General features: G+C 54.6%; 16 protein-coding genes. 3 read left to right on the forward strand and 13 right to left on the reverse strand.

The window, feature by feature from the left end:
- Positions 1–149 precede the first annotated feature (149 nt).
- Genes wzc through P349_RS11820 form a run of 3 tightly spaced genes read right to left on the reverse strand, consistent with a single transcriptional unit; the run spans position 150 to position 3,904 of the window.
- Complete coding sequence (gene wzc, locus P349_RS11830; RefSeq protein ID WP_024908108.1) at positions 150–2,312, reverse strand: tyrosine-protein kinase Wzc; 2,163 nt, start codon at positions 2,310–2,312, stop codon at positions 150–152.
- 2 nt (positions 2,313–2,314) lie between these two features.
- A complete protein-coding gene (wzb, locus tag P349_RS11825) occupies positions 2,315–2,758 on the reverse strand; it encodes a low molecular weight protein-tyrosine-phosphatase Wzb (RefSeq protein WP_023312405.1) in 444 nt (147 codons plus the stop codon).
- A gap of 6 nt (positions 2,759–2,764) precedes the next feature.
- A complete protein-coding gene (locus P349_RS11820) occupies positions 2,765–3,904 on the reverse strand; it encodes a polysaccharide export protein (RefSeq protein ID WP_014170829.1) in 1,140 nt (379 codons plus the stop codon).
- A 692-nt stretch (positions 3,905–4,596) separates the two neighbouring features.
- Between P349_RS11820 and P349_RS11815 the strand changes: the two genes are divergently transcribed.
- Complete coding sequence (locus P349_RS11815) at positions 4,597–6,180, forward strand: TerC family protein (protein ID WP_032646481.1); 1,584 nt, start codon at positions 4,597–4,599, stop codon at positions 6,178–6,180.
- Between the two features lie 90 nt (positions 6,181–6,270).
- On the opposite strand, the gene asmA is transcribed toward P349_RS11815, so the two are convergent.
- The 3 genes from asmA to udk form a co-directional block, all read right to left on the reverse strand.
- Positions 6,271–8,121, reverse strand: coding sequence for an outer membrane assembly protein AsmA (gene asmA / locus P349_RS11810; protein ID WP_032646483.1), 1,851 nt, complete (start codon positions 8,119–8,121; stop codon positions 6,271–6,273).
- A gap of 22 nt (positions 8,122–8,143) precedes the next feature.
- The gene (gene dcd, locus P349_RS11805; RefSeq protein WP_032646484.1) at positions 8,144–8,725 is read right to left on the reverse strand and encodes a dCTP deaminase; all 582 of its coding nucleotides are present in this window, start codon (positions 8,723–8,725) and stop codon (positions 8,144–8,146) included.
- Between the two features lie 91 nt (positions 8,726–8,816).
- Entirely contained in the window at positions 8,817–9,458 is a 642-nt protein-coding gene (gene udk, locus P349_RS11800) for a uridine kinase (protein WP_008500855.1), read from the reverse strand.
- A 343-nt stretch (positions 9,459–9,801) separates the two neighbouring features.
- Here udk and P349_RS11795 point away from each other — a divergent pair, with 343 nt between their 5' ends.
- Positions 9,802–13,131 (forward strand): diguanylate cyclase, encoded by a 3,330-nt coding sequence (locus P349_RS11795; RefSeq protein ID WP_032646486.1) that lies wholly within the window; start codon positions 9,802–9,804, stop codon positions 13,129–13,131.
- Here P349_RS11795 and alkA read toward each other — a convergent pair.
- Positions 13,096–13,968: a DNA-3-methyladenine glycosylase 2 gene (gene alkA, locus P349_RS11790; protein ID WP_032646487.1), complete on the reverse strand. Its 873-nt coding sequence runs from the start codon at positions 13,966–13,968 to the stop codon at positions 13,096–13,098. The two genes, P349_RS11795 and alkA, sit on opposite strands and share 36 nt — an antisense overlap.
- 130 nt (positions 13,969–14,098) lie before the next feature.
- On the opposite strand from alkA, the gene yegD reads away from it, so the two are divergent.
- Complete coding sequence (yegD, locus tag P349_RS11785) at positions 14,099–15,451, forward strand: molecular chaperone (protein WP_032646489.1); 1,353 nt, start codon at positions 14,099–14,101, stop codon at positions 15,449–15,451.
- Between the two features lie 40 nt (positions 15,452–15,491).
- Here yegD and P349_RS11780 read toward each other — a convergent pair whose 3' ends face one another.
- From P349_RS11780 to P349_RS11755, 6 genes are all read right to left on the reverse strand, one after another.
- Positions 15,492–16,961, reverse strand: coding sequence for an EAL domain-containing protein (locus tag P349_RS11780; RefSeq protein WP_081758211.1), 1,470 nt, complete (start codon positions 16,959–16,961; stop codon positions 15,492–15,494).
- A gap of 327 nt (positions 16,962–17,288) precedes the next feature.
- On the reverse strand, positions 17,289–17,762 hold the full coding sequence (locus tag P349_RS11775) for a hypothetical protein (protein ID WP_032646490.1): 474 nt from the start codon (positions 17,760–17,762) through the stop codon (positions 17,289–17,291).
- Positions 17,737–18,417: a winged helix-turn-helix domain-containing protein gene (locus tag P349_RS11770; RefSeq protein WP_238550718.1), complete on the reverse strand. Its 681-nt coding sequence runs from the start codon at positions 18,415–18,417 to the stop codon at positions 17,737–17,739. Before P349_RS11770 ends, P349_RS11775 begins: the two co-directional genes overlap by 26 nt.
- Before the next feature lie 152 nt (positions 18,418–18,569).
- Positions 18,570–19,250, reverse strand: coding sequence for a fimbrial biogenesis chaperone (locus P349_RS11765; RefSeq protein WP_032646493.1), 681 nt, complete (start codon positions 19,248–19,250; stop codon positions 18,570–18,572).
- Complete coding sequence (locus P349_RS11760; RefSeq protein ID WP_032646494.1) at positions 19,247–20,860, reverse strand: hypothetical protein; 1,614 nt, start codon at positions 20,858–20,860, stop codon at positions 19,247–19,249. The genes P349_RS11765 and P349_RS11760 overlap by 4 nt, the downstream gene beginning before the upstream one ends.
- Positions 20,861–20,864: 4 nt before the next feature.
- On the reverse strand, positions 20,865–23,357 hold the full coding sequence (locus P349_RS11755; RefSeq protein ID WP_032646497.1) for a TcfC E-set like domain-containing protein: 2,493 nt from the start codon (positions 23,355–23,357) through the stop codon (positions 20,865–20,867).
- Positions 23,358–23,409: the final 52 nt, after the last annotated feature.

Below are 23,409 nucleotides of genomic sequence, written 5' to 3' on the forward strand. Positions count from 1 at the left end.
TTTCCCCTCACCCCGGCCCTCTCCCCAAAGGGGAGAGGGTGAAAGGCAGCCAGTGGTTATCATTACGTTCGTCCCCCAAATCCAGCACCGAACAGTCCCCTCTCCCCTTTGGGGAGAGGGTTAGGGTGAGGGGTGTGGGGTGTGTTTTGTTATTTACTGTCAGACTTATATTCGTACTCGTAATAGCCATAATCCTGATAGCCGGTCGCGCGGCGGAAGATGGAGTTCAGGATCACCCCTTTCACCTCAATTCCGTTCTGCTCGAAGCGGCTCAGGCTGGTTTCCACCTCTTTCAGGGTGTTCACCGCGTAACGCGCTACCATCAGCGTGGTGCCCGCATGGCGGCCAACAACGGCCGCGTCGGTCACGGCCAGAATTGGCGGCGTATCGATCAGCACCAGGTCGTAGTTTTTGCTCGCCCACTCCACCAGCTCGGTGAAGCGTTCGCTCATCAGCAGCTCGGACGGGTTAGGCGGCACCTGACCGCGTGGGATCAGGTCAAATTTCGGCACCGTTGTTGGTTTCGCGCTCTGGCTAATGTCGCCTTTGCCGAGCAGGATTTCCGACAGGCCGTTAACGTTGTTGGTGCCCAGCAGTTCGTGGGTATAGCCCTTGCGCATATCACAGTCGATCAGCAGCACGCGCTTGTTGGTCTGGCTGACCACCGCCGCCAGGTTGGCGCAGACGAAGGTTTTACCGATTGACGGGCTAACGCCGGTTAACATCAGGACGTTATTTTTGGCCTGCATCATGGCGAAGTGCAGACTGGTACGCAGGCTACGGATCGCTTCGATAGCGAGGTCGGTCGGGTTACCCACCGCCAGCAGCTGGCTCTGTTTGTAACGCTTAACGCCCTTGATGGTTTTGACGCTGTCACGGGATTTTTGCCACTCAGACAGCGGAATGCTGGCATAGACGTTGATACCGCTTTCTTCCAGCACCTGCGGGCTTTCGATACCGCGGTTGAACAGGGAACGCAGCAGCACGCCCACGATAGAGAGCATCAGGCCGAGAATAATGCTGCCGAGAATGATCAGCGCTTTCTTCGGTTTCAATACGCCAGGCTGGGTAATAGCCGGGTCGACGATGCGCACGTCACCCACGGTACTGGCTTCGGTGATTTTCAGCTCCTGCTGCTTGTTCAGCAGCTGCATGTAAACCTGCTGTCCGGACTCCACGTCGCGGGTCAGACGCACGATCTCCTGCTGCGTTTTCGGCATCGCGGTCACGCGGTCATTGAGCTTCGCTTTCTCCTCTTCCAGCGTACGGCGTTTCTCCAGCAGCGTGCGGTAGGCCGGGTGACGTTTGGTATAAAGCTTGGAAATCTCCGCCTCTTTGAAGGTCAGCTCGTTGAGCTGCGCATCAATGTTAACCATCGAATCGAGGACCGATTTCGCCTCCAGCGGCAGGTCAACGGAGTCTTTATCCTGACGGTAGGCGTTCAGCTTGTTCTCGGCATCATCCAGACGGCCGCGTACTTCCGGGAGCTGTTTCGCGAGGAAGGCCAGGCTTTTCGCCGCTTCCGCCGACTTACGCTCAACGTTCTGCTCAAGATAGTTGCGGGTAATGCTGTTCAGAATGTCGCGGATTTGATCCTTATCTTCACCGGTAAAGGTCATGCTCAGCACGCCGGTGTCCTTACCGTTTTCGGTGACGGTCAGGTTATTCTGCAGATTGTTGATCATCCCCAGCGTGGAGAATTTGGTGACGGTGAATTCACCGCCCTCCTGGGCGTTAATCGCGCTGACCATCATGCTGACGCCGTCTTTGGTCAGCATCTGCCCCACTTCACCGCGCGCGCTAAAGCCCGCGTCGCTGGTTAGCTGGTACTGTTTCGGACCAAGCACCGTCAGGGTAAACGTCTGATCGGCAGCCCCTTTCGGCAGCACGAAGTCAGTCACTTTCACCGTGTCGTTGCTTCGCCCCATCAGACGATCCCAGCCGGCACCAAATACCGGGAAGGTATTTTTGGTGACGGAGATATCGAGCCCGAGGTCGTGAACCGTTTTACCCAGCACCAGACGTGACTGGATGAGCTGAATTTCGGCGTCGGATGCCGGCGGCTTGTTCGCCAGCGCGGAACCGATGTCCTGCACCAGCGAGTTGCCGGTATTCTGCTCGATCTGCACCAGCGCGTCGGCGCTGTAGATAGGGGTGGCGAACAGCGTGTAGACGACGGCCGCCGCGGCAAATACGGCGGTAATGCCAAGCACCCACCACTTTGCCTCTACAACAGTGCCGACCAGGCGCCCAATATCAATTTCATCACTGCCCGAAATCGGGGCGGCAGAAGGTCTTGTTTTTTCTGTCATTGTTATCCCTGCTGAACTTTCAGTGCCTGCGCCCACTGTTGGGCAGACTGGTCAAGTAAGGTGTAAACCGCCTCAAAGGCCTCATGGCTTTTGCGATACGGATCGGGGATTTCACGTTCATTGTCCCAGTGACCAAACAGCATCACCTTGCCGCGCATCTCCGGAGCGATATCGCACAGCGCATGAATATGGCGTTTTTCCATCGTCAGGATCAGGTCATACTCCCGGCACATGCGGCCAGTGACCTGGCGGGCCACGTGGCCATCGAGAGAGAGGTGATGATCCCGCGCCACGCTCGTAGCGCGCTCATCGGCACCTTTACCGACCAGTGCACCCAGCCCTGCCGAATCAACGGTCAGTTCGGGCTGGTAGTGTTTCAACAGCCGTTCAGCCGTGGGGGAACGGCAAATGTTCCCCACGCATACCACCAGAATTTTGTTAAACATCGCGGATTACCAGGTATGAATGTCGCGCGCCGTATCCGTCATGTAGCGAACGCCACTGATGGTTGGCAGCAACTGGTTGATCAGACGGTTCCAGCGGGCAACCGGCGCGGTGGTGACGTACACCACATCGTATGGCTGGAGACGGAACTCCGTCGCCATCACCAGAGAGGTTGCATCGGACATATCCAGCTGGTAGATGTTGGCAATCTTGCCTTTCGCACTGCCCTCACCTTTCAGCGGACGGATCACGAAGATACCGGTCGCGTTAGAGGTCGTCAGATCGATACCTTCAGCATTGCCCAGCGCTTCGGTCAGGGTCATACCGCTGAAGTCCATTTTGAGGGTGCTCTGTTTCTTCACTTCACCCATCACGAAGACTTTCAGATCGTCGTTGCGCGGCACGTAGAGAATGTCGCCCGGATAGAGCAGGCGGTTCTGGGTCAGATCGCCGTTTTGCATCAGCGCCTGCAGCGAAATGCGCTGCTCCTTCCCATTGTGGGTGAGCACCACGTTGCGCCAGTCGGCACCATCGGTTAAGCCGCCCGCGGCGTTAATGGCATCCAGTACGGTCAGGGGAACGTTGGTGATGGCCTGCTGGCCGGATTTGTTCACCTGGCCAGAGATATAGGCTTTTTGCGAGCGGAATGCGGCGATATTAACGTCCACCTGCGGATCGGCGATGTACTGCGCTAAGCGGCCGGTAATATCACTACGGATCTCGGCAAGCGTTTTCCCTGCTACATGGACTTTACCAATGTAGGGATAGAACATGGTGCCATCTGACTGCACCCAGTTACCGGTGTCGCTTGAGCTGCGGTACTGGCCCGCTGGCGTGGTCAGTTCCGGGTGGTCCCAGACGGTCACGTTGATCACGTCACCCGGCCCCACGCGGTACTGGTAGGATGCAATTTCCTGGTCCAGCGACATATTAGGCTGGGCAACATTCGGACGTGGACGTAATTGTTCGACCAGACGAGGCGTAAGTGGATAAACATTCACCATTTTGTCGAGATCAAAATCGGCATCCTGTTGCTTGATCACATCCTTACCCATTGTTGACATATTGCTGCCGGGAAAGACCGTGCAACCACTCATCAAGGTCACAGACACCAATAATGGCATCAATTTCATTTTGGATTTCATCATTGATTATTTATCACTTTGGCAGAGTAATTACCCTGTGCAATTTAAATAAGCTCGAGTCGTATTGGGTTTCAGCATGCAGTTAATCAAATAGAAATATAACTGGCATCAGTCCTAAAAAAAGCTTATTCATCCATTGGCTATTGACAGAATAATCGGGGCTGATTCACACGCTTTCAGGCACGCTACCGCCCTTGGCTTTCAGTTACCAATCCACTGACTAAACAATGTGTTATGGATAGACACCCTCTTGAGCAAGGTCTTCTGGAAATATATCAACCGCTTGAGAAACACGACGGATAATGAATAACCATCCCTGAAGACCGAACATTAATAGCAACACCGAGATTTAACATTTGATGCTGGGAGAATTGTTGCAGCTAACCTAATAGCAGGCAAGGAGACAACTGTCCTAATATCAGTTTTTAAGATTAATATTAAGAGCAAATTTTTGACCTTTTAGGAATTTCTTTATATTGACAAAAAGAGACTAAAAACCATTATCTGCGATATATCCTAAAATGCTTTCTTTGTAATTAAATATACGTATTTCGCTTATTTACACCCTGTTGAGAATGCTCTCTTTTTTATCCCTCGTATTAAGAGAAATCTCAGCCCGGCATTGCAATTTCCCCCAGCTTTATCCATGATCGAAGTGTGACATTCGTCATATAACAGAAGGTATTGCTATTACTATGGAATGGATTGCCGATCCCTCAATCTGGGCCGGGCTGGTTACGCTGGTCGTCATCGAGTTAGTGCTCGGGATTGATAATCTGGTCTTTATCGCCATCCTCGCTGAAAAACTGCCCCCTTCCCAGCGCGACCGCGCGCGCGTGACGGGTCTGCTGCTGGCGATGGTGATGCGGTTACTGCTGCTGGCCTCTATCTCCTGGCTGGTCACGCTCACTCAGCCACTGTTCTCCATTCACGGTCTGAGTTTTAGCGCCCGCGATCTCATCATGCTCTTCGGTGGGTTGTTCCTGCTGTTCAAAGCCACGGTAGAACTCAACGAGCGACTGGAAGGCAAAGACAGCGAGAACCCAACCCAGCGCCGCGGGGCGAAATTCTGGCCGGTGGTAGCGCAGATCGTGGTGCTGGATGCGGTCTTCTCCCTGGACTCGGTGATCACCGCCGTCGGGATGGTGGACCACCTTGCGGTGATGATGGCCGCGGTGATTATCGCCATCACCCTGATGGTGATGGCCAGCAAGGCGCTCACACGTTTTGTGAACAGTCACCCGACAATCGTCATCCTCTGTCTGAGCTTCCTGCTGATGATTGGCTTTAGCCTGGTGGCCGACGGTTTTGGCTTCCATATTCCGAAAGGCTACCTGTATGCCGCCATCGGGTTCTCCGTCATGATTGAAGCGCTTAACCAGCTGGCGATATTTAACCGCCGCCGCTTCCTGTCCGCGAATCAGACCCTGCGTCAGCGTACGGCCGACACGGTTATGCGCCTGTTAAGCGGTAAGAAAGAGGATGCGGAGCTGGACGCCGAATCCTCCGCCATGCTGGCCGACCACAGCGATGGGCTGATCTTTGATCCGCAGGAACGGCGGATGATCGAGCGGGTGCTCAATCTGAACCAGCGGACGGTCAGCAGCATCATGACCTCACGACATGACATTGAACATATCGACCTGACGGCACCCGAAGAGCACATTCGCGCCCTGCTGGATAAAAACCAGCACACCCGCGTGGTGGTGACCGGCGGTGAAGAGGAAGAGGAGCTGCTGGGCGTGGTGCACGTTATTGACCTGCTCCAGCAGCAGCTGCACGGCGAGGCGCTCAATCTGCGCGTGCTGGTACGCCAGCCGCTGGTTTTCCCTGAGGGGCTACCGCTGCTCTCCGCCCTTGAGCAATTCCGTAACGCGCGCACGCACTTTGCCTTTGTGGTGGATGAATTTGGTTCGGTGGAAGGGCTGGTCACGCTCAGCGACGTGATGGAAACCATCGCCGGTAATCTGCCAAACGAGGTGGATGAGATTGATGCCCGCCACGACATTCAGAAAAACGCAGACGGTTCGTGGACGGCTAACGGCCATATGCCGCTGGAAGATCTGGTGCAATATGTCCCGCTGCCGCTGGATGAAAAGCGGGAATATCACACCATTGCCGGTCTGCTGATGGAGTATTTGCAGCGTATCCCGCAGCCGGGGGAAGAGGTTCAGGTGGGCGACTATCTGCTGAAAACCCTGCAGATTGAAAACCATCGCGTGCAGAAGGTTCAGCTCATTCCGCTGCGGGATGAGAAAGAACTGGATTTCGAGGTATAAAAAAGCCGGGTGGCGCTTCGCTTACCCGGCCTACGATGTTCGGTTTTTGTAGGCCGGGTAAGGCGGAGCCGCCACCCGGCGCAACAGGCATCACAGCTTATCCAGCAGCTTTTTCACATCCTTGCCGTCCTGTGAATCTTTATTACGATCCGCCCAGCCGCTAAGCCGACGTTTCGCTTCATCCTGCAGATGCTTACGCAGGATCTGATCCACCTGCAGGCTGTAATTCAGGGCCTGCCATTTACCATATACGGTCAGCGGAACCGGCGTCTCTTTCAGGAAGTCGATGAGCTTGCTCTCACCCTGCCAGCCGGAAAGTACCCGCACGTTAAAGCGCGTGTCCGCAGTCTCTTTCACCAGATCCAGCTTACCGTCACCCGTCATTGATAACAGTGAAGAGCTGCCCTGCATTCCGTCGAGAGAAAGTTGTCCGTTGTCCAGCGTCAGGTCCGCGGTGAAGCTGTCGAAGCGCGTGACGCTGTCATAGTTATCCTGCGCTTTCACATCGCTGCTGCGCTCAACCGCCTGCTGCACCAGCTGCTGGAAGTTAAGCCCTTCCATACGGGAGTTTTTCAGATCGAGATGCGCCTGCCCCTGCCACTCGCGGCGGAAAGCATCGGCATCAATTTTCGTGCCTGAGAAGTCACCCGCTAGCGTCAACTGCCCCGTCAGGGATATCGGGTAGTTAAACGCTTTCAGGATGGTACCTATCTCAACGTTGTCGAGACGCGGCTGGAAATCGGCGCTGGCAACGTCTTTACGGACATCCAGCGTACCGGGCAGCGAGAGGTTCCCTGCGCCCATCTTACCGCTCAGTTCGGAGATCACCAGCAAACCGGTATGGTTAAACATCTGGCTGCTCACGTCGGTAAAATCAATACCGCGCCAGCGCAGGCTATTGGCTTTCAGCAGAATATCCGCCGTGAATCCGCGCAGGGCGTTATAGTCAGGTTGATCAAGATTAGACGAGATAACCGGACGCGATACCGGTGCCTGGCTTTGCCCCGTCTGCGTGGCATCGCTGTCGGTGGCGCTGGCTGGCAGCGGCGGCAGCAGGTTTTCCAGATTGAGCTTGTCAAACTGCAGATTCAGCACCCACTTCGGCTTCTCTTCGAGCGTAACGCTGGCCTGCCCCTTCAGGCTACTGTCATTTGCCTGCAGGTTGAGATTATCCAGCTCCAGCTGCTTTTGTTCTTCGCGCCAGACGGCCTGCAACGTTCCCTGCCCGGTGATCCCCTGGGTGGGAAGATCGGCCCCCGTCAGCTGCCAGTCCAGCTGCTGAATGTCGGCGGTGAGCTGGTGCGGATAGTCTGAGGCATTGACGCTGGCATTCAGCGAGAGGGTCAAATCGCGCTGATCGCGATTCACGCGCCCGCTAAACGCCACCGACGCAAGATGGTGCGCATCCTGTTCCATCTGCAGGTTAATGTTGCGAACGGTCACCTGCTCCTGGTGCTCATGCTGGAAAACCAACACGCTATCGGCCACTTTCAGCTTGCCGATATCAAAGGACCAGCCTGTATCAGACGGCTCATCAGGCAGGGTGTTTTCGCGCGGCGCAACCGGCGCATTTGCATCGCGCACGGCTTCGGATTGCGGGGTGAGCTGAATCACCGCGCCTTTCAGCATAACCTGTTTCACCTGCAGCTGATGGGAAATGAGCGGGAACAGCGCCACATCAAGGCGCATGTTGTCTGCGGACACCAGCGGCTGGGACGCCCCCGGAGCCGTAAGCGACATGCGGCCAGAGAGAATACTGAGCTGCGGCCAGACGTGCCAGCGCAGCGGCCCGTCAAGCTTCAGTTGATAACCACTGCGTGCCTCGACCTGCCGCACCATGTAAGCGCGGAAATCGTTGGGGTTAACCAGCAGAACCAACGCCGAAAGGCCGGCCACCAGCACCACCAGCAAAATCATCAGCGTTGTCAGAACTCTTCTCATGGCATCCTCAATGGGCTAACGATCAGTCTTTATCAATACGGCTGGCAACCGCGCCCTGCTGGTCGCGATATTTTGCGTCCTGCCGACGGTTATAAGGACGATCTGCCGGGCCTGACAGCGGTTCAAAGCTCAACGCGCCGATCATCATCCCCGGGCGCAGCGCCAGCGGCAATTTACCGGCATTGAAGAATTCCAGTACGATACGCCCCGACCAGCCTGGATCGATACGGTGCGCGGTCACGTGGACCATCAGTCCCAGTCGTGCCAGCGAAGAACGGCCATCAAGCCAGCCGACCAGGTCAGAAGGCAGGGTGACGGATTCAAACGTCACCGCCAGGGCCAGTTCACCTGGGTGCAGATAAAAGGCTTCGCCCTCGTCGATAACGATTTCGTCACTCATCACGCGATCGAGCGCGGCGCTGACTTCGTCCTTCGGCCCGCTAAGGTCAATGAACGGTGCGGTATGGCCGCTAAAGGTGCGGAATTTATTACCTAACCGTACATCAACGGTCACGCCATTGATACGCTCAACAGGTGGACGTGGGGTAATAGACAAACGGCCTTCATCCAGCCAGGCTTCTATATCGCGATCACAAAGACGCATGGCACTTTCTCCTTTCATGCATCGTACCCTGAAGCGGTAAGCGCTCAGGGTAAAACCAGGTTATCTCTGAACGGTACACAATTCACGCGGCTTATTCAAAAAACTGGCTGATTTTCGCTTTTAAGATATCAATAGCAATGCGGTTTTTACCCCCGCGCGGCACGATGATATCGGCGTATTGTTTGGATGGCTCAATAAACTGCAGGAACATCGGGCGGACCGTTTTCTGGTATTGCGCCATAACGGAGTCCATCGAACGGCCACGTTCATTCACGTCGCGCTTGATGCGGCGCATCAGGCAGATATCCAGCGGGGTATCAACGAAAATAGAGAAGTTCATGGATTCACGCAGGCGGGCGTCGGTCAGCAGCAGGATGCCTTCAAGGATAATGACCTTTTTCGGCTCGATGCGGATGGTTTCCTGAGTGCGGGTGTGTTCTACGTAGCTGTAAACGGGCAGCTCAATCGCCTGGCCGCTCTTAAGCGCTTCTAAATGCTGGAACAGCAGGCTGTGATCCATCGCATTGGGGTGGTCATAGTTGGTTTTGACGCGTTCTTCCATCGACAGATGGGATTGATCTTTGTAATAGCTGTCTTCGGGAATGACGCCGATATGCTCATCACCTACTTGTTCACGCAGTTCGCGATAAAGCGTACTGGCAATTAGACTTTTACCTGAAGCCGATGCGCCGGCGATGCCTATAATGACGCACTGATGAGACTTATCAGTCATAAATTTAGCGACCTGATTAACCTGGATGTTAAGGAAGGACGACGCCGGAGCGTCAAACGCGGCAATTATAGGGATTTCGCGGGCGTGATACCAGTCGAATGCACAGGTTCTGCGAGACTGGCCGAAAAGTGACGTTTTATTCCCTGAGTGAAATTTAAATGAACGTTTTTTCACCGTTTAACCGTTTTTTTTAACGGAGTAAGTATTTAATAAGTCTATGGTGTCAAATTCTGAGCGGTCACCATATGAATTGTAAATTGTTTGTACTAGCATAAACCAAATTATCAAATTCACGCGTTCGGACATCTTCCCTGACGGCATGGCGTCTCTGGATAAAGCGGTAATGAATAAACAATACCAGCGGGTTTTGGTTACCACCCCACATCCTCTAATACGACTTGTCTGTCTGGGCCTGGTCACCTTTATCTTTACCTTATTTTCGCTGGAGCTCACCCGCTTCGGTACCCTGCTGGCCCCGCTCTGGTTCCCCACCGCCATTATGATGGTGGCGTTTTACCGCCATGCGGGGAAAATGTGGCCGGGAATCGCCCTGGCCTGTTCGTTCGGCAATGTTCTGGCCTCATGGATGCTGTTTTCATGGGGGTCGGTCAGCTTCATCTACCCTTCTATCAACGTCATTGAGGCCGCTATCGGCGCGCTGTTTCTGCGCAAATGGCTCCCGTGGTACAACCCGCTGCAGAATCTGAACGACTGGATCCGCGTGGCCATCGGCAGCGCGCTGGTACCGCCGCTGGTGGGCGGTCTTCTGGTGTCTCTGCTGGCACCCGGCCCTGAACCCCTGCGTAATTTCTTCGTCTGGGTGTTGTCAGAAGCCATTGGCGCGCTGGCGCTGGTGCCGCTGGGTCTGCTGTTTAAACCCCATTATCTGCTGCGCCACCGTGACCCGAGATTGCTGCTGGAAACGCTGACCACGCTGGCCGTAACGTTAGCCCTCAGTTGGGCAGCCATCACCTGGCTGCCGTGGCCTTTCACCTGCGTGATTGTTCTGCTGATGTGGAGCGCCGTGCGCCTGCCACGGATGGAAGCGTTCATGGTGTTTCTGGTCACCGTAATGGTTGTGTCGCTGATGATTGCCCGTAACCCTCTGGCGCTGACCGCCCAGCACGCCGGGCCGATGCTGAATGCCCCCTGGCTGCCGTTCCTGATGCTGCTCCTGCCCGCTAACGTGATGACCATGGTGATGTACGCCTTCCGCGCCGAGCGCAAACACATCACCGAAAGCGAGGAGCGCTTCCGCAATGCGATGGAGTATTCGGCCATCGGTATGGCGCTGGTCAGCATTGAGGGCAAATGGCTTCAGGCTAACAAGGCGCTGTGCAATTTCCTCGGCTACAGCCAGACTGAGCTCCAGTCGCTGACCTTCCAGCAGCTCACCTGGCCGGAAGATCTGCACACCGACCTGGAACAGCTTGAACAGCTGGTCAATGGCGACATCAATACCTATACACTCGAGAAGCGGTATTACACCCGCGACGGGGAAGTGGTCTGGGCGCTGCTTGCCGTCTCCGTCGTGCGTCATGCCGACGGCTCGCCGCTCTATTTTATCGCCCAGATTGAAGACATTAACGACCTGAAGCAGACCGAATGGGTCAATAAGCGCCTGATGGAGCGCATTACGCTTGCTAACGAAGCGGGCGGCATCGGCATCTGGGAGTGGGATCTGGAGCCAGACATTATCAGCTGGGACAAGCGGATGTTTGAGCTGTATGAAATCCCGCCGCACATCAAGCCCACCTGGCAGCTCTGGCATGACACGATGCTGCCGGAAGATCGCGCCCACGCAGAGAAGGTGCTGCGGGACTCTCTGATTTCCCGTCTGCCGTTTAAGCTGGAATTTCGCATTCGCGTGAAGGAAGGCGTGCGCCATATTCGCTCCCTGGCGAACCGGGTGCTTAACAAGCAGGGTGAGGTCGAACGACTGCTCGGCATCAACATGGACATGACCGAGGTTAAGCAGCTCAACGAAGCCCTCTTCCAGGAAAAAGAGCGTCTGCACATCACCCTCGATTCCATCGGTGAAGCGGTGCTGTGCACCGATATCAACATGAACGTCACCTTTATGAACCCGGTGGCCGAGAAAATGAGCGGCTGGCTGCAGACCGAGGCTATCGGCCAGCCGATCCTGAAGGTGTTGCACATCACCTTTGGTGAAAAAGGGCCGCTGATGGAGAATATTCACAGCGGCGATATGTCCCGTTCCGATATCGATCAGGACGTGGTGCTGAATTGCCGTACCGGTGGAAATTTCGATATTCATTACAGCATTACGCCGCTCAGCACGCTGGATGGGCAGAATATTGGCTCGGTTATCGTGATTCAGGACGTGACCGAGTCGCGCAAAATGCTGCGCCAGCTCAGCTATAGCGCCTCCCACGACGCCCTGACCCATCTGGCAAACCGGGTCAGCTTCGAAAATCATCTCAAACGCCTCCTGCAGACCGTTCGCGAAACGCGCCAGCGTCATGCTCTGGTCTTTATCGATCTCGATCGCTTCAAAGCCGTCAACGATACGGCAGGCCACGCGGCGGGCGATGCCCTGCTGCGGGAACTCTCTTCCCTGATGTTGACCATGCTCCGCTCCAGCGACGTGCTGGCGCGTCTGGGCGGGGACGAGTTCGGCTTACTGTTACCGGACTGCAATATTGAAAGCGCGCGCTATATTGCCGGTCGCCTGATCCACACGATCAATGACTATCACTTTATGTGGGAAGGCCGCCTGCACCGGATCGGCGCCAGCGCCGGCATCACGCTGATTGATGAAAATAACCATCAGGCCTCGGAGATCATGTCGCAGGCGGATATTGCCTGTTATGCCTCAAAAAACAGCGGGCGCGGCATGGTGACGGTTTACGAACCCCAGCAGGAGCGGGATCACCACACGCGCAGCATGATGTCGCTTGATGAACAGTGGCACATGATTAAAGACAATCACCTGATGATAATTGCCCGCAGCGTCGCCTCCCCGCGCATCCCGGAAAGCAGTAATTTCTGGCTGCTGTCGTTACGCCTGTGGACCAGTCAGGGCGAAGTCCAGGAAGAGCATGCTTTCCGCTCGGGCCTGGCGGAGCCTGAGCTTTTGCACGCCCTCGACAGACGTATTTTTAGCGAGTTTTTCCGCACCTATGCCGCCCAGATCGCCAGTAAAGGCATGGGTGTGGCACTGCCGCTTTCTGAGGCTGGTTTAGCCAGCGTGACGCTGGTCGATGAGCTTCTCGACCTGCTGGATAAAAGCCCCATGCCGGGTCGTCTGCTACATCTGGTTATCTCTGCTGATGTGGTGTGCAGCCCGGATAAGAACCTGCAGCGGAGTCTGCAAAAGCTTCGCCAGGCGGGCTGCCGCGTGATCTTCAGCCAGGTGGGACGCGACATGAACGTCTTTACCCACCTAACCGCGAATATGGCCGACTATCTGATGTTGGACGCTGAGGTAGTAAGCAACGTGTATGGCAATCTGATGGATGAGATGATGGTGACCATTGTGCAGGGCCACGCCCAGCGTCTGGGAATGAAAACCATCGCGGGCCCCTGCAACCAGCCCATAATGATGGATACGCTCTCCGGCATCGGCATTGATTTTATCTTTGGTGACACCATCGCCGAGCCGCAGCCGCTGGATCTACTGCTCAACACCAGCTATTTCGCCATCAACTGACGGCGACCAGCCGTCGGTGTACCAGATGTGCAGCAGCGCGTAAGAGCGCCACGGCTGCCAGCGCTCGGCATAACGACGAATTTGCGCGGGCGTCATCCCGGCAAACCGTTGTTTAATCAGATAATCATCCGGCAGAAACACATCTTTCGCCTGCCAGCCGCGCAGGGCCAGATAATTTGCCGTCCAGCGCCCTATACCCGGCCGCTGCTGTAGCGCCTTCATCCCTTCCTCTATGTTCGCGGGTGGGAAAAGCGGAAACGTCCCGTCGATGACCGACTGCGCCAGATGAATCAGCGACTCCGCGCGCTTTACCGGCATACCTAGCGCTTTCAGCGCCAGCGGATCCGCTGCCGCCAGCGCCTGCGGCGTGGGGAAGCAGAGATAGCCCGGGCAATCCGCCACGGGTTCGCCGCATAACGCCACTACGCGCGACGCCAGCTTCGCCGCCATCGCCACGCTCACCAGCTGTCCGAGAATCGCCCGAACGCCCTGCTCGTACGCATCCATCGCTCCCGGCAAACGTAAGCCCGGCCTTGCAGCACCGAGATCGCCCAGCGTCTCCGCGATGCGCTGCGGATTGCAGGCAAGATCGAACAGGCGTTCGATGCGTTCAAGGCACGTCTGCGCAACCGGAATTAACCCCGGGCTGAGGGTCACGGTCAGCGTGTGTGTTGCGATATCCGGCGTCACGCGGAAGATCCCCTGATGTCCTTCGCAGGCAAAACTGCGCTCATAGTAGTCGTGCGTGACGGTTTCAATGCCCGTTACCGCACGCGCGCCAAGAAAGCCAAACATCCACTGCCAGTCATAAGGGGGAAGCCAGGTGAGGGTATACATCGTTACTCCTTTTTTAGTGTTATCAGCATAAACGGAAAGACCCTGTATTGCCTTGCTTTCATATTCCTGTTGTCGCCATGCAGACATTTCGTTAAAGTCTCGCCCCTTCTCACTGGCATGGGGATTCATCGTGTTTATTGGATTTGACTACGGTACGGCAAACTGCTCGGTTGCGATTATGCAAAACGGGCAGCCACGGCTCCTGAAAATGGAAAAAGAGAGCACGCTGCTGCCGTCTATGCTCTGCGCACCGACGCGTGAAGCGGTGAGCGAATGGCTGTTTCGTCACCATCAGGTTCCGGCCACGGCGGCGGAGACCCAGGCGCTGCTGCGCCGGGCGGTCAGCTTTAACCGCGAGGAAGACATCGACGTTACGCCGTCCAGCGTGCAGTTCGGTCTCTCTTCGCTCGGGCATTACATTGAAGACCCGGAAGAGGTCTACTTCGTTAAGTCACCAAAATCCTTCCTCGGCGCAAGCGGCCTGAAGCCGCAGCAGGTCGCGCTGTTCGAAGATTTGGTGTGCGCGATGATGCTGCATATTCGTCATCAGGCGCAGACGCAGGTCTCCGATGCGATTACCCAGGCGGTGATTGGCCGTCCGATCAACTTCCAGGGGCTGGGCGGCGACGAGGCCAACCAGCAGGCGCAGGGGATCCTTGAACGCGCGGCGCACCGCGCGGGCTTCCGCGACGTGGTGTTTCAGTATGAGCCCGTTGCCGCGGGGCTGGACTTTGAAGCCACGCTGACGGAAGAGACGCGCGTATTAGTCGTGGACATCGGCGGGGGCACGACGGACTGCTCGCTGCTGCTGATGGGCCCCCAGTGGCATAACCGTCGCGATCGTGAAAACAGCCTGCTCGGGCACAGCGGCTGCCGCGTAGGCGGTAACGATCTCGATATCGCGCTGGCATTCAAGAGCCTGATGCCGCTGCTCGGCATGGGCGGTCAGACGGAAAAAGGCATCGCTCTGCCGATCCTGCCGTGGTGGAACGCGATTGCCATCAACGATGTGCCTGCGCAAAGTGATTTTTACAGCACCGCCAACGGCCGCTTCCTGAACGATCTGGTGCGTGATGCGCAGGACGGTGAAAAAGTCGCCCTGCTCTATAAAGTGTGGCGCCAGCGTCTGAGCTACCGCGTGGTGCGTACTGCGGAAGAGAGCAAAATCGCCCTTTCCGACCGCGCTGAGCATGCAGTCTCCTTACCATTTATCAGCGACGAACTGGCCACCGCCATTTCGCAGGACGGGCTGGAGGCGGCGCTCGCGCAGCCGCTGCAGCGTATTCTGGAACAGGTGCAGCTGGCGCTGGAGAACGGCAAAGAGAAGCCGGACGTTATCTATCTGACCGGGGGTAGCGCCCGTTCGCCGCTGATCAAAAAAGCGCTGGCGGAACAGCTGCCGGGTATTCCGATTGCGGGTGGAGATGACTTTGGCTCCGTTACCGCAGGGCTGGCACGCTGGGCGCAGGTGATGTTTAGTTAAAACTACGCTCGCCCCTTACTGTGATACGGGGCGAGCGAATTTAGGGTGCGGTAAGGCGCGGATTATTTTGTTTTCCCTGCCCTGGATACTTCTTTTCCCGGACAGGCCTCACGATATTATCACACCGCTTCATGAAGCCTTTAAACTCCGCCAGCGCCACCGGGGGCATAAAAAAGTACCCCTGTTGGTAGTCGACCTGATTATCCACAAGCCAGTCGCGCTGGTAGTCATATTCCACCCCCTCAGCCACGGTTTGCAGCCCCAGAATGGCGGCCAGGTTTATTATCGACTCCAGCATCGGCAGCGACTGCTCATGCGCGTGGATGCCGTTGATAAAGGTCTTGTCGATTTTAATCACATCGAGTTCAAGCTCGTTCAGATAGCAAAGATTCGCATACCCCGTGCCAAAATCATCCAGCGCAAACAGCACCCCGCGATTGCGCAGGGAGCGGATCAGCTCTTTTATTGCCGGAGTGACCGCCAGCGTCTGATTTTCGGTTATTTCTATCATCAGCTTTATCGGCAACGATTCCGTTAACTCTAAAAAGTTAAGGCACTCCCAGTAAAAGAGGGGATTGCTCAGGCTTGAAGGGCTTACGTTAAAGGCGACAAAAAAGGACTGCCCGTGCCAATGAATGCTGTGATTTAAATCGCTGGCTACCTTATTCATTAAATAGCTGGTCAGCTCATTAATAAGCCCGCTTTTTTCCGCCAGCGGAATAAACTCACGCTGGGAGATGGCGTAATTATGACCCAGCGGCCAGCGCGCTAGCACCTCGACCCCGTTCAGCTCTCCATTGCTGCCGACGATAGGCTGATAATATGGAATAATCTCCTCATTTTTCAGCGCCAGGCTCAATCGATCGGCCTCGTTATTATCACAGACATAGCGCGGCGGCTTAACATTTCCACTTATTCTTTCTGCCAGCAGGCCGTTACGGGAAAGAAAAATAATGGATTCGTTGAAATTATCAAATTCCAGACGATGGGTTATTTTATCCCGATAGCGATAAAGTGATTTCACCGCCAGAGAATTCGCCCGGCAAAATTCCTCCTGACCGGTTCGGGTGAATGAGGCATTAAGCATCTCCTGTTCAAAATCGCTCAGACGAAATTCATCCACAAGTCCTATTCTGGTAGGCGCACTGTTTTCAGTATTCGCCATCAAAATCTGTTTCAGCGAATCAATGACGGCATCAGCGTCCAGTTTGGCATCGATAAACTCCGCGTATTCAAAGCCTCGGTTAATACATTTATTTTCACTCAGCCTAATAACCACGCTGTTGATACTGATAAACTGACTGCTGTTTCTTTGCAGCCACCTTTTAACCAGGCCAAATGGCATTCGGCTATCAATAATTAACAGGCAGGTTTTGTACTGGGGCGTGGAGATATCAGAATCGTTGATATAGGTTCCGGTATCCACCAGTATCAGATTAGGTAAAAACGACCTAATTCCTGAGAAAAGATAAATATCATAACTAAGCAGGAAGACCTTTTTCGTGTTCATAATCATCACCATCATGGTTTTAATTGCAAAGGCTACCCCTCCCTCAAATAGAGAGAACATTCACAATTGACTCGGTTTCCAACGACATACATGTCAGATAATTAATATTCTCATTACAAAGCTAAGGAAAAGCTTTTTATATCCCCCAGGCTACGGTTACGATTAGAGTTAAAATAATAAGAATATTCCCATCACCAGAACAGGGAATTTTCCTGGCGGCGGCAAGTACAAACAAATGCCCTTACATTCACAACCAGACAAACTTAAATTTTAAAAAAAAATCAATCAACAGAGAAAAATTCCTGTAAATTATTGTAAGTCAGAGAATTACTTTGCACGACAGACCATCAGCGTGCGGCGCAAATCCCTGATACCATACACATTGTCGTCGATATGGATGACCTTGTAATAAAACAGCGTCTGTTTTGACATCAGCAGATCCGTTATCGCGTCGGGCAGATCGTCATTATCGTTCTTGACTATTGCCAGGCGCTCTGTACGCAGATATCCGTCGCTATCCTTCCCTAAAAAACGCAGCGACGTTGTGCGATTCACGGCGTACTGTTTATCATTTACGTCCAGCACGCCCACCTGCGACAGCATCCCGTCTTTTTCCGAAGAGATCCTGAATACCTGGAGGACCTCTCCCTTTATTTTGATCCCGTCTTTTTGCGTGTTCAGCTCGATATGATATTTAGAGGTACAGACCAGCGCCGCCGGGATTGCCCCGCGGTGAAGTACAATGAAGAACAGAGCGACCAGCGCGGTCATGATGCTAATAAAAATAATTTTGGCACTCATACGCCACCTCTTTTTCATCCATCATACAAATGCTGAAGAAATGCTCTTTCAGTTTATTGCCCTTAGACAGGCTGTTATCGTCATAAAATATGATGGTTTTCTTCGTGCCGTTACAAATGGTATTAAAACCCTCCCATCGTTTCGAATGCAGAAACTTAAAAATTTTCCCCGAAGAATTATCATCCATCGTATACACTTCGCAGACTCCGATATTCGAAACATGCACTACGCCGTCGTTACTGCGAAACATGACGGTGAGAAAAGTACCCATACCTCCCACTATAACCAGAACAAAAACAAACCAGACTAAAAATGTTTTGTTCCAGGGAAACGTCACTGCATGATTAACATTCGTTACGTCTTTCTCAGTTGCATCCAATATATCTTCACGATTATCGTTGACCTGCGCCTGAAAAATAAAGCCTTCTCGCGGAATGGTAATGATAACACCATCAATCCCCAGTGCAGAAAACCCCTTGCGTAATAAACTAATGCTTTTATTAAGACTATGTCCGGAGGGATTCATGCCATACTTAGCCCAGACCTCTTCAATGATCAGTTCGCGGCTTAATTGGCGAGCATTGTTTATAATAAAAAAATCAAGTAACCTTGCCACCGAAGCGGAAAGAACAAGTTGTTGATCTTGTACGCTCAATTCTCGTCTCTCAGAGTCGTACAAAACCCGGCCATTAATTATCTTTCTCATCCAGACAAACTCTTATATTTTTCTTTCATTATGCAAGCGACCTATACAGAGTATATTTACCTTATACAGGTTAGCAATATAAGAATATTTTTATTTATATTTTATGAGCCGGGTTTAAAACACGCGTTGCCAACAGGCATATACTTGTGCAAAGCGACAATGAATTTTTTATTTTGATTTTTTAACCCGCTGCTTCGATACGTTTCTCCGGGAAGAACGTAACGGATAGTGGCCTCATCATCCGTTGAATTGCACCCCTGCTGCACAATGATTTTAAAAAAAGTGTTCCCGGTATTTTTAAGTACGCCGGCCTGCTCGTCCAGAGTATAGCGCAGGTCGATCTTTCTCGGGCGCACCACCAGTATCGTATCCAGGGCGATAGCCGGTATCGCTTCGCTTCTTTTCCCCCCGTTGCGCTCCGGGAACATCGTGACGGGCAGCTCCGTGAACTGCACCCGGTAATAGCGCTCCTGATCATCCTGCGGGCCGCGGTAGAAAATCTTAAAAAACTCCCCGGCATCCGGCGCCAGCGAGAACGTCAGCGGCGCAAAGATCAGCTCCCCTTCTTCTATATCCTGGCGCTTCTCCCCACCCGGCCCGGGCTTATCAATTTTCACCGCAGAAATGCGATACACATTCTGCTTTTTGCTGTCGTTAAAAATGCGTTTGCTGATGAATGACTTGTCCGCAGGCATCTCGTAAATCGTGGAATCGAGATACAGGGCGTGCGCCGAAAAGCTCAGCAGCGCCGCACTGATGATCGCCGCATACCAGCGCTTCATTTGGTGACACCCAGCCAGTTCGCGGTGACTTTGATTTCACCGCTGGCGCTGACCACGCCTTCCCAGTCGGAGCCTCCAACCGTCAGCGCCGAGCGGGAGTCATTCATCGGGAACAGCAGCGATAAGCCGGTGCTGAAGTAGCTTCCGTCGTCGGTGTTATTCGCATCCCACGGCGTTTGCTGCCACAGCGCATCGTTGAGGCTGATCGGCGCGTCGCCGCAGCTATTGCGCACCTGCGTCACACTGCCCGCCTGGTTGCTGTACTGCAGATACGCCGGGATCGGCACGCTGACCCCGCCCTGCGCGGAGGTAAACAGGCAGTACGGCGTATTGTTAATGGTCGTCGTGTCCCCCGTGACCTGGGCGGTAATACTGTCCGCCTGACGCGGGCCGGAAACAGTGACGACATAGTCCATGCCAATCGGGGTATCATCGCCGATAGTGCCGCTGCCGCTTGCCGACGTGGTGTTATTCGACGAAACAATGCTGATTCCGTACTCCTTCGGAATAATGTTCAGCTGCAACGATGGCGTGAACTCGTAATGCCCCGACTCCGGCGTTAAGCTATTGCGGAAGGCAAAGGTAAAAGGCTGGCTGTTGGTAATGCTGTAGCCCGAGTCGACAAGGTTTTTAAGAAACGTCTTCGACAAAAAGAGATAAACGTAGTGGCCGTCCGTTGAGAAGACATTGTAATAGGCCGTCGTCGCGCTGAAGTTATACCAGTTCGAGCCGTTGCCTGAATAACGCACCGTTGACGCCGCCGGGGTAAAGCCCAGCGCGGCGGAATCAATATAGGCCCTGAAGGTGAGCGAGGCGGTCAGGTTCGCGGTCTGCTGAAGGCTGTAGCTGACCATTTTGCAGATCACGCCGCTTACGTTTCCGACAACCCCTAACTCGCAGGCGCCGGAGTCGTTGGTAATGCTCGGCGTCCCGTCGCTGGCGATCCACAGCTCCTGGAAAGCGCTGGTAGATTCCAGCGCCAGATGGCCGCGCTTGGTTAAGGTGTAGTTCACGTAGTTCCAGCGCCCGGTGCTTTGATCCTTACAGCGCGCGCCCCCCGCGTAATCATAGTTAACCGAGGTATAGCAGCGGTTAAAGACATACGTTTCGCTGCTGCCGGTCGGCATCGCGCGGAAATATTCATAGGCCGAATCGCTCAGCGACGCAAAGCCGTACGCCCCGCCCACCACGCCCGCGACCGAGCCGACCTGAGCGTGGTAGAAACCGTTGCTGTCTTGGCCCTGACCGGAGATATAGCCGGAAGTGGGGCATTGCGTACCGCTGTAACAACGGATGCCGCTAAACGGTCCATCAATCGGCGAATTATCGATCCACATATCCTGATAGTTATTCGCCGGAGCCGTCCAGCCCACGTAGCCGAGATAGCCGAGGCTTACCTGCGAGGTGCCGTATTTCACCCAGGTGTTGGATCCGCTAAAGCGAGGATCGAGCGCGGAGGGGGTAATAAAATACTCACCGTCCACGGCGTTTTCAATAAATAGAAAGTTATTGCTGACCGAGCCGGACGAGGACGCGGTCAACGCTTTCGCTGCCAGCGGCGTTAATGCACCCGCAACGAGTAAAGGAAGAATAAGGTTAATATTTTTCATAGCATTATCTCTGCGCCATAGTCGATTGCAGTGCGCATTGCACGTCCCCGACCCACGCTGCGCCGCGGGCTTTTTCCAGATCTAAATCGGCTTCACAGATGTTGCCATTCGCCGAAACAAGGGTAATGACGGGGAATGTCTTATCGATATCAATTGCGAACTCACCTTTCGCATCGGTGCGCGTTTTACCGATGTGGTTATGAATATCGGTATTGGCCGCGAGCTGTCCGTTCGGAAAGCGCACGCGCCCGAAGACGGTCACCATGCTTTTCACTTCCGGCGCCACCACACCAACGTTGCCCGGATAGAGGTTCAGCGACTGCTTACGCCCGGAGACGATATCGAAGCTGTCCTCGGAGTTGCGGTCGTTCATGATCTCCAGCTTGTACTGGGCGTACGGCGGCAGCGCGATAAAGCTCGATTTGCCGCTCAGGACGTAGTGACGGTTATTGATTTTTGCCGCCAGCTTGCCGTCCCCTGCCAGCCCGGTTTTCACGATGATGCCGGAACGCTGGCGCTCTTTGCTGAGGCCGAAATCGCCCCCCGCCCACGCAACCGAACCCTGGGATGAGAAGTTCAGGTTGGTGGCGTTATCCGCCGATCGGGTAACGGAGACGGTCCCGGCGTTGTATTTGGTGGCGTAACTCATGTTGCCGTTCACGGAATAATCGTTGCCGTAGTTCTGCTCGCCGCTCAGGCGGGTGGAGGCCGCGATCCCCGCCGAGGTAATTGGCCCGTCTTCAAACTGCTTGCGGGCGCTGATGTTGCCCTGCGTCGCACCGTAACGATCCCGCGATGCCCCAACGCTCAGCCAGGAGGCCAGCGGCAGCGAGAAGTCGAGGCTGACGTAACGCTCCTGACGACCGTCGTCATTCCGGTTGTTGTAGTAATAGCGCTGCACCCCGGCGCGCAGTCCGACGGTGGCGTAACGCCCGGCGTACAACGTGGTGCTGTAATCCAGGTTGCGATATTTGTTGCCCGAGTAGCGGTTTTCCGTCTGGCTCATCGTCAACGATCCCCCGTGCGGAATAAAGCGTCCGAGGTTAATCGTGCCGCCAATGGAGTAGTTATCGCGCTCCTGCACCGGCAAACGGTCGCCAATCTTGCTGTCCTCGCGTGACGCCCACACCGAGCCAAATCCGCCGGGAGCGTTGAGGCTCACGCTGCTGACGTTGCGCCAGGTGCCGTCGTTTGCCACCAGCGTTTGGGTGCCCACGCTCACGTATTCATTGACGTTTAAGGTCAGATCGGTTTCGTTCACGGTGTTGGAATCAAAGCCGTACAGCGTAGACTTCACGTTCAGGCCGGAGAGGATCGCCAGCGTCAGAGAGGCCGCACCGCCGGCAATCCAGGTCTGCTCGCTGCCGGCATTGTGGTAGTGATTGCGCTTGTAGCTTACGCGATCATAATCCAGCGATCCGCCGAACACCTGCCATGAGAGCTGGTCCAGCCCGGCGGCCTGCTGGCGCGCGAAGATTTTATTCACGCGGCTGACGCGGGTGTTCACCGTGCGACCGTTCACCACGATATCCACCGTCACGTCGTAAACCCCGTAGGGAAAACGGCTGGTGTCAATTTCGTAGCTGCCCATGTTGAAGTTCTGCACGCTCAGCAAGCGCCCGTCGCGGAAGACGTGGACTTCCCCGGCGGCAGGAAGAAAGACCGTAATGGGGGTCAGCGACAGCGCGGTATTTTCCACCACTGTGCTGCCTTTATTGCCGTAGCTGGCGCCGTAGATTTTTCCGCCGTTCAGCGCGTTCAGGCTGGCAATGGACTGCACGTTCCACGTATCCAGCATTCCCAGCGCCAGGCGATAGCCTTCGTAGTCGCGCTCGTACATCGCGCGATACACCTTGCTCGAACTGTTGCTCTCGCCAATACCGTATACCGAACCGTTAATATTGAAGTGATGCTCCCGAAGCGACAGGGTGTTATCCAGCGTTAAATAGCTGCGCGAGCTGCTGCCGTTCTGATAGTCGTTGTAATAGGTGCCGAAATTGTAATTAAGCACGTTAGAGAGCCTGTCCACGCTGGACGGGCCTAATAAGGTGCTGCGCGCCACTACCGCCTCGGTTAGCGCGTCCCGGCTGACGATCATCTCCAGGTGAAACGACGAAACGTTCAGCTGCAGGCGGGCTTCCGGCGTCAGGGCAATCGCGGTGTTATCCACAAACTTAGCGTCAGTGATTTTTTCTACCATGGCGCGGGTTTTATCCGACAGCACGGCGTTATTTGGCAGGTCGGAAACCATAATCGACTTCACGGTAATGTTCCCGTCGACCAGAGAGATCAGCGCGTCCGCAATTTTCTGCTGACTCTTTTCGTCCGTTTCCTGATAGCGAATAAATACCGGAACCGTCATTCCCTGCTCCAGCGAACGGGCAAACGCGCCAGGAATAACGTATTTCCCGATCTTCACAGGCGCAGAATGTGCAAAGCCTGGTGTTAACGCTAACGAGAGAAATACACTTCCCCCAATGAGATATTTAAACGACATACGCATCCTTACACATCGGCATTTTAATTTTTGGTACCGGTAATGGCGTTAT

The sequence above is a fragment of the Enterobacter sp. DC4 genome, assembly GCF_000568095.1.
Classification (GTDB): Bacteria; Pseudomonadota; Gammaproteobacteria; order Enterobacterales; family Enterobacteriaceae; genus Enterobacter; species Enterobacter pseudoroggenkampii.

Coding starts and splice junctions, on each gene's coding strand:
- wzb (WP_023312405.1), bottom strand. CDS start 2,758: ATGTTTAACAAAATTCTGGTGGTATGCGTGGGGAACATTTGCCGTTCC.
- asmA (WP_032646483.1), bottom strand. CDS start 8,121: ATGAGAAGAGTTCTGACAACGCTGATGATTTTGCTGGTGGTGCTGGTG.
- dcd (WP_032646484.1), bottom strand. CDS start 8,725: ATGCGTCTTTGTGATCGCGATATAGAAGCCTGGCTGGATGAAGGCCGT.
- alkA (WP_032646487.1), bottom strand. CDS start 13,968: ATGTATACCCTCACCTGGCTTCCCCCTTATGACTGGCAGTGGATGTTT.
- P349_RS11820 (WP_014170829.1), bottom strand. CDS start 3,904: ATGATGAAATCCAAAATGAAATTGATGCCATTATTGGTGTCTGTGACC.
- P349_RS11775 (WP_032646490.1), bottom strand. CDS start 17,762: ATGAGTGCCAAAATTATTTTTATTAGCATCATGACCGCGCTGGTCGCT.
- wzc (WP_024908108.1), bottom strand. CDS start 2,312: ATGACAGAAAAAACAAGACCTTCTGCCGCCCCGATTTCGGGCAGTGAT.
- udk (WP_008500855.1), bottom strand. CDS start 9,458: ATGACTGATAAGTCTCATCAGTGCGTCATTATAGGCATCGCCGGCGCA.
- P349_RS11815 (WP_032646481.1), top strand. CDS start 4,597: ATGGAATGGATTGCCGATCCCTCAATCTGGGCCGGGCTGGTTACGCTG.
- P349_RS11765 (WP_032646493.1), bottom strand. CDS start 19,250: ATGAAGCGCTGGTATGCGGCGATCATCAGTGCGGCGCTGCTGAGCTTT.
- P349_RS11795 (WP_032646486.1), top strand. CDS start 9,802: ATGAATAAACAATACCAGCGGGTTTTGGTTACCACCCCACATCCTCTA.
- P349_RS11780 (WP_081758211.1), bottom strand. CDS start 16,961: ATGAACACGAAAAAGGTCTTCCTGCTTAGTTATGATATTTATCTTTTC.
- P349_RS11760 (WP_032646494.1), bottom strand. CDS start 20,860: ATGAAAAATATTAACCTTATTCTTCCTTTACTCGTTGCGGGTGCATTA.
- P349_RS11755 (WP_032646497.1), bottom strand. CDS start 23,357: ATGTCGTTTAAATATCTCATTGGGGGAAGTGTATTTCTCTCGTTAGCG.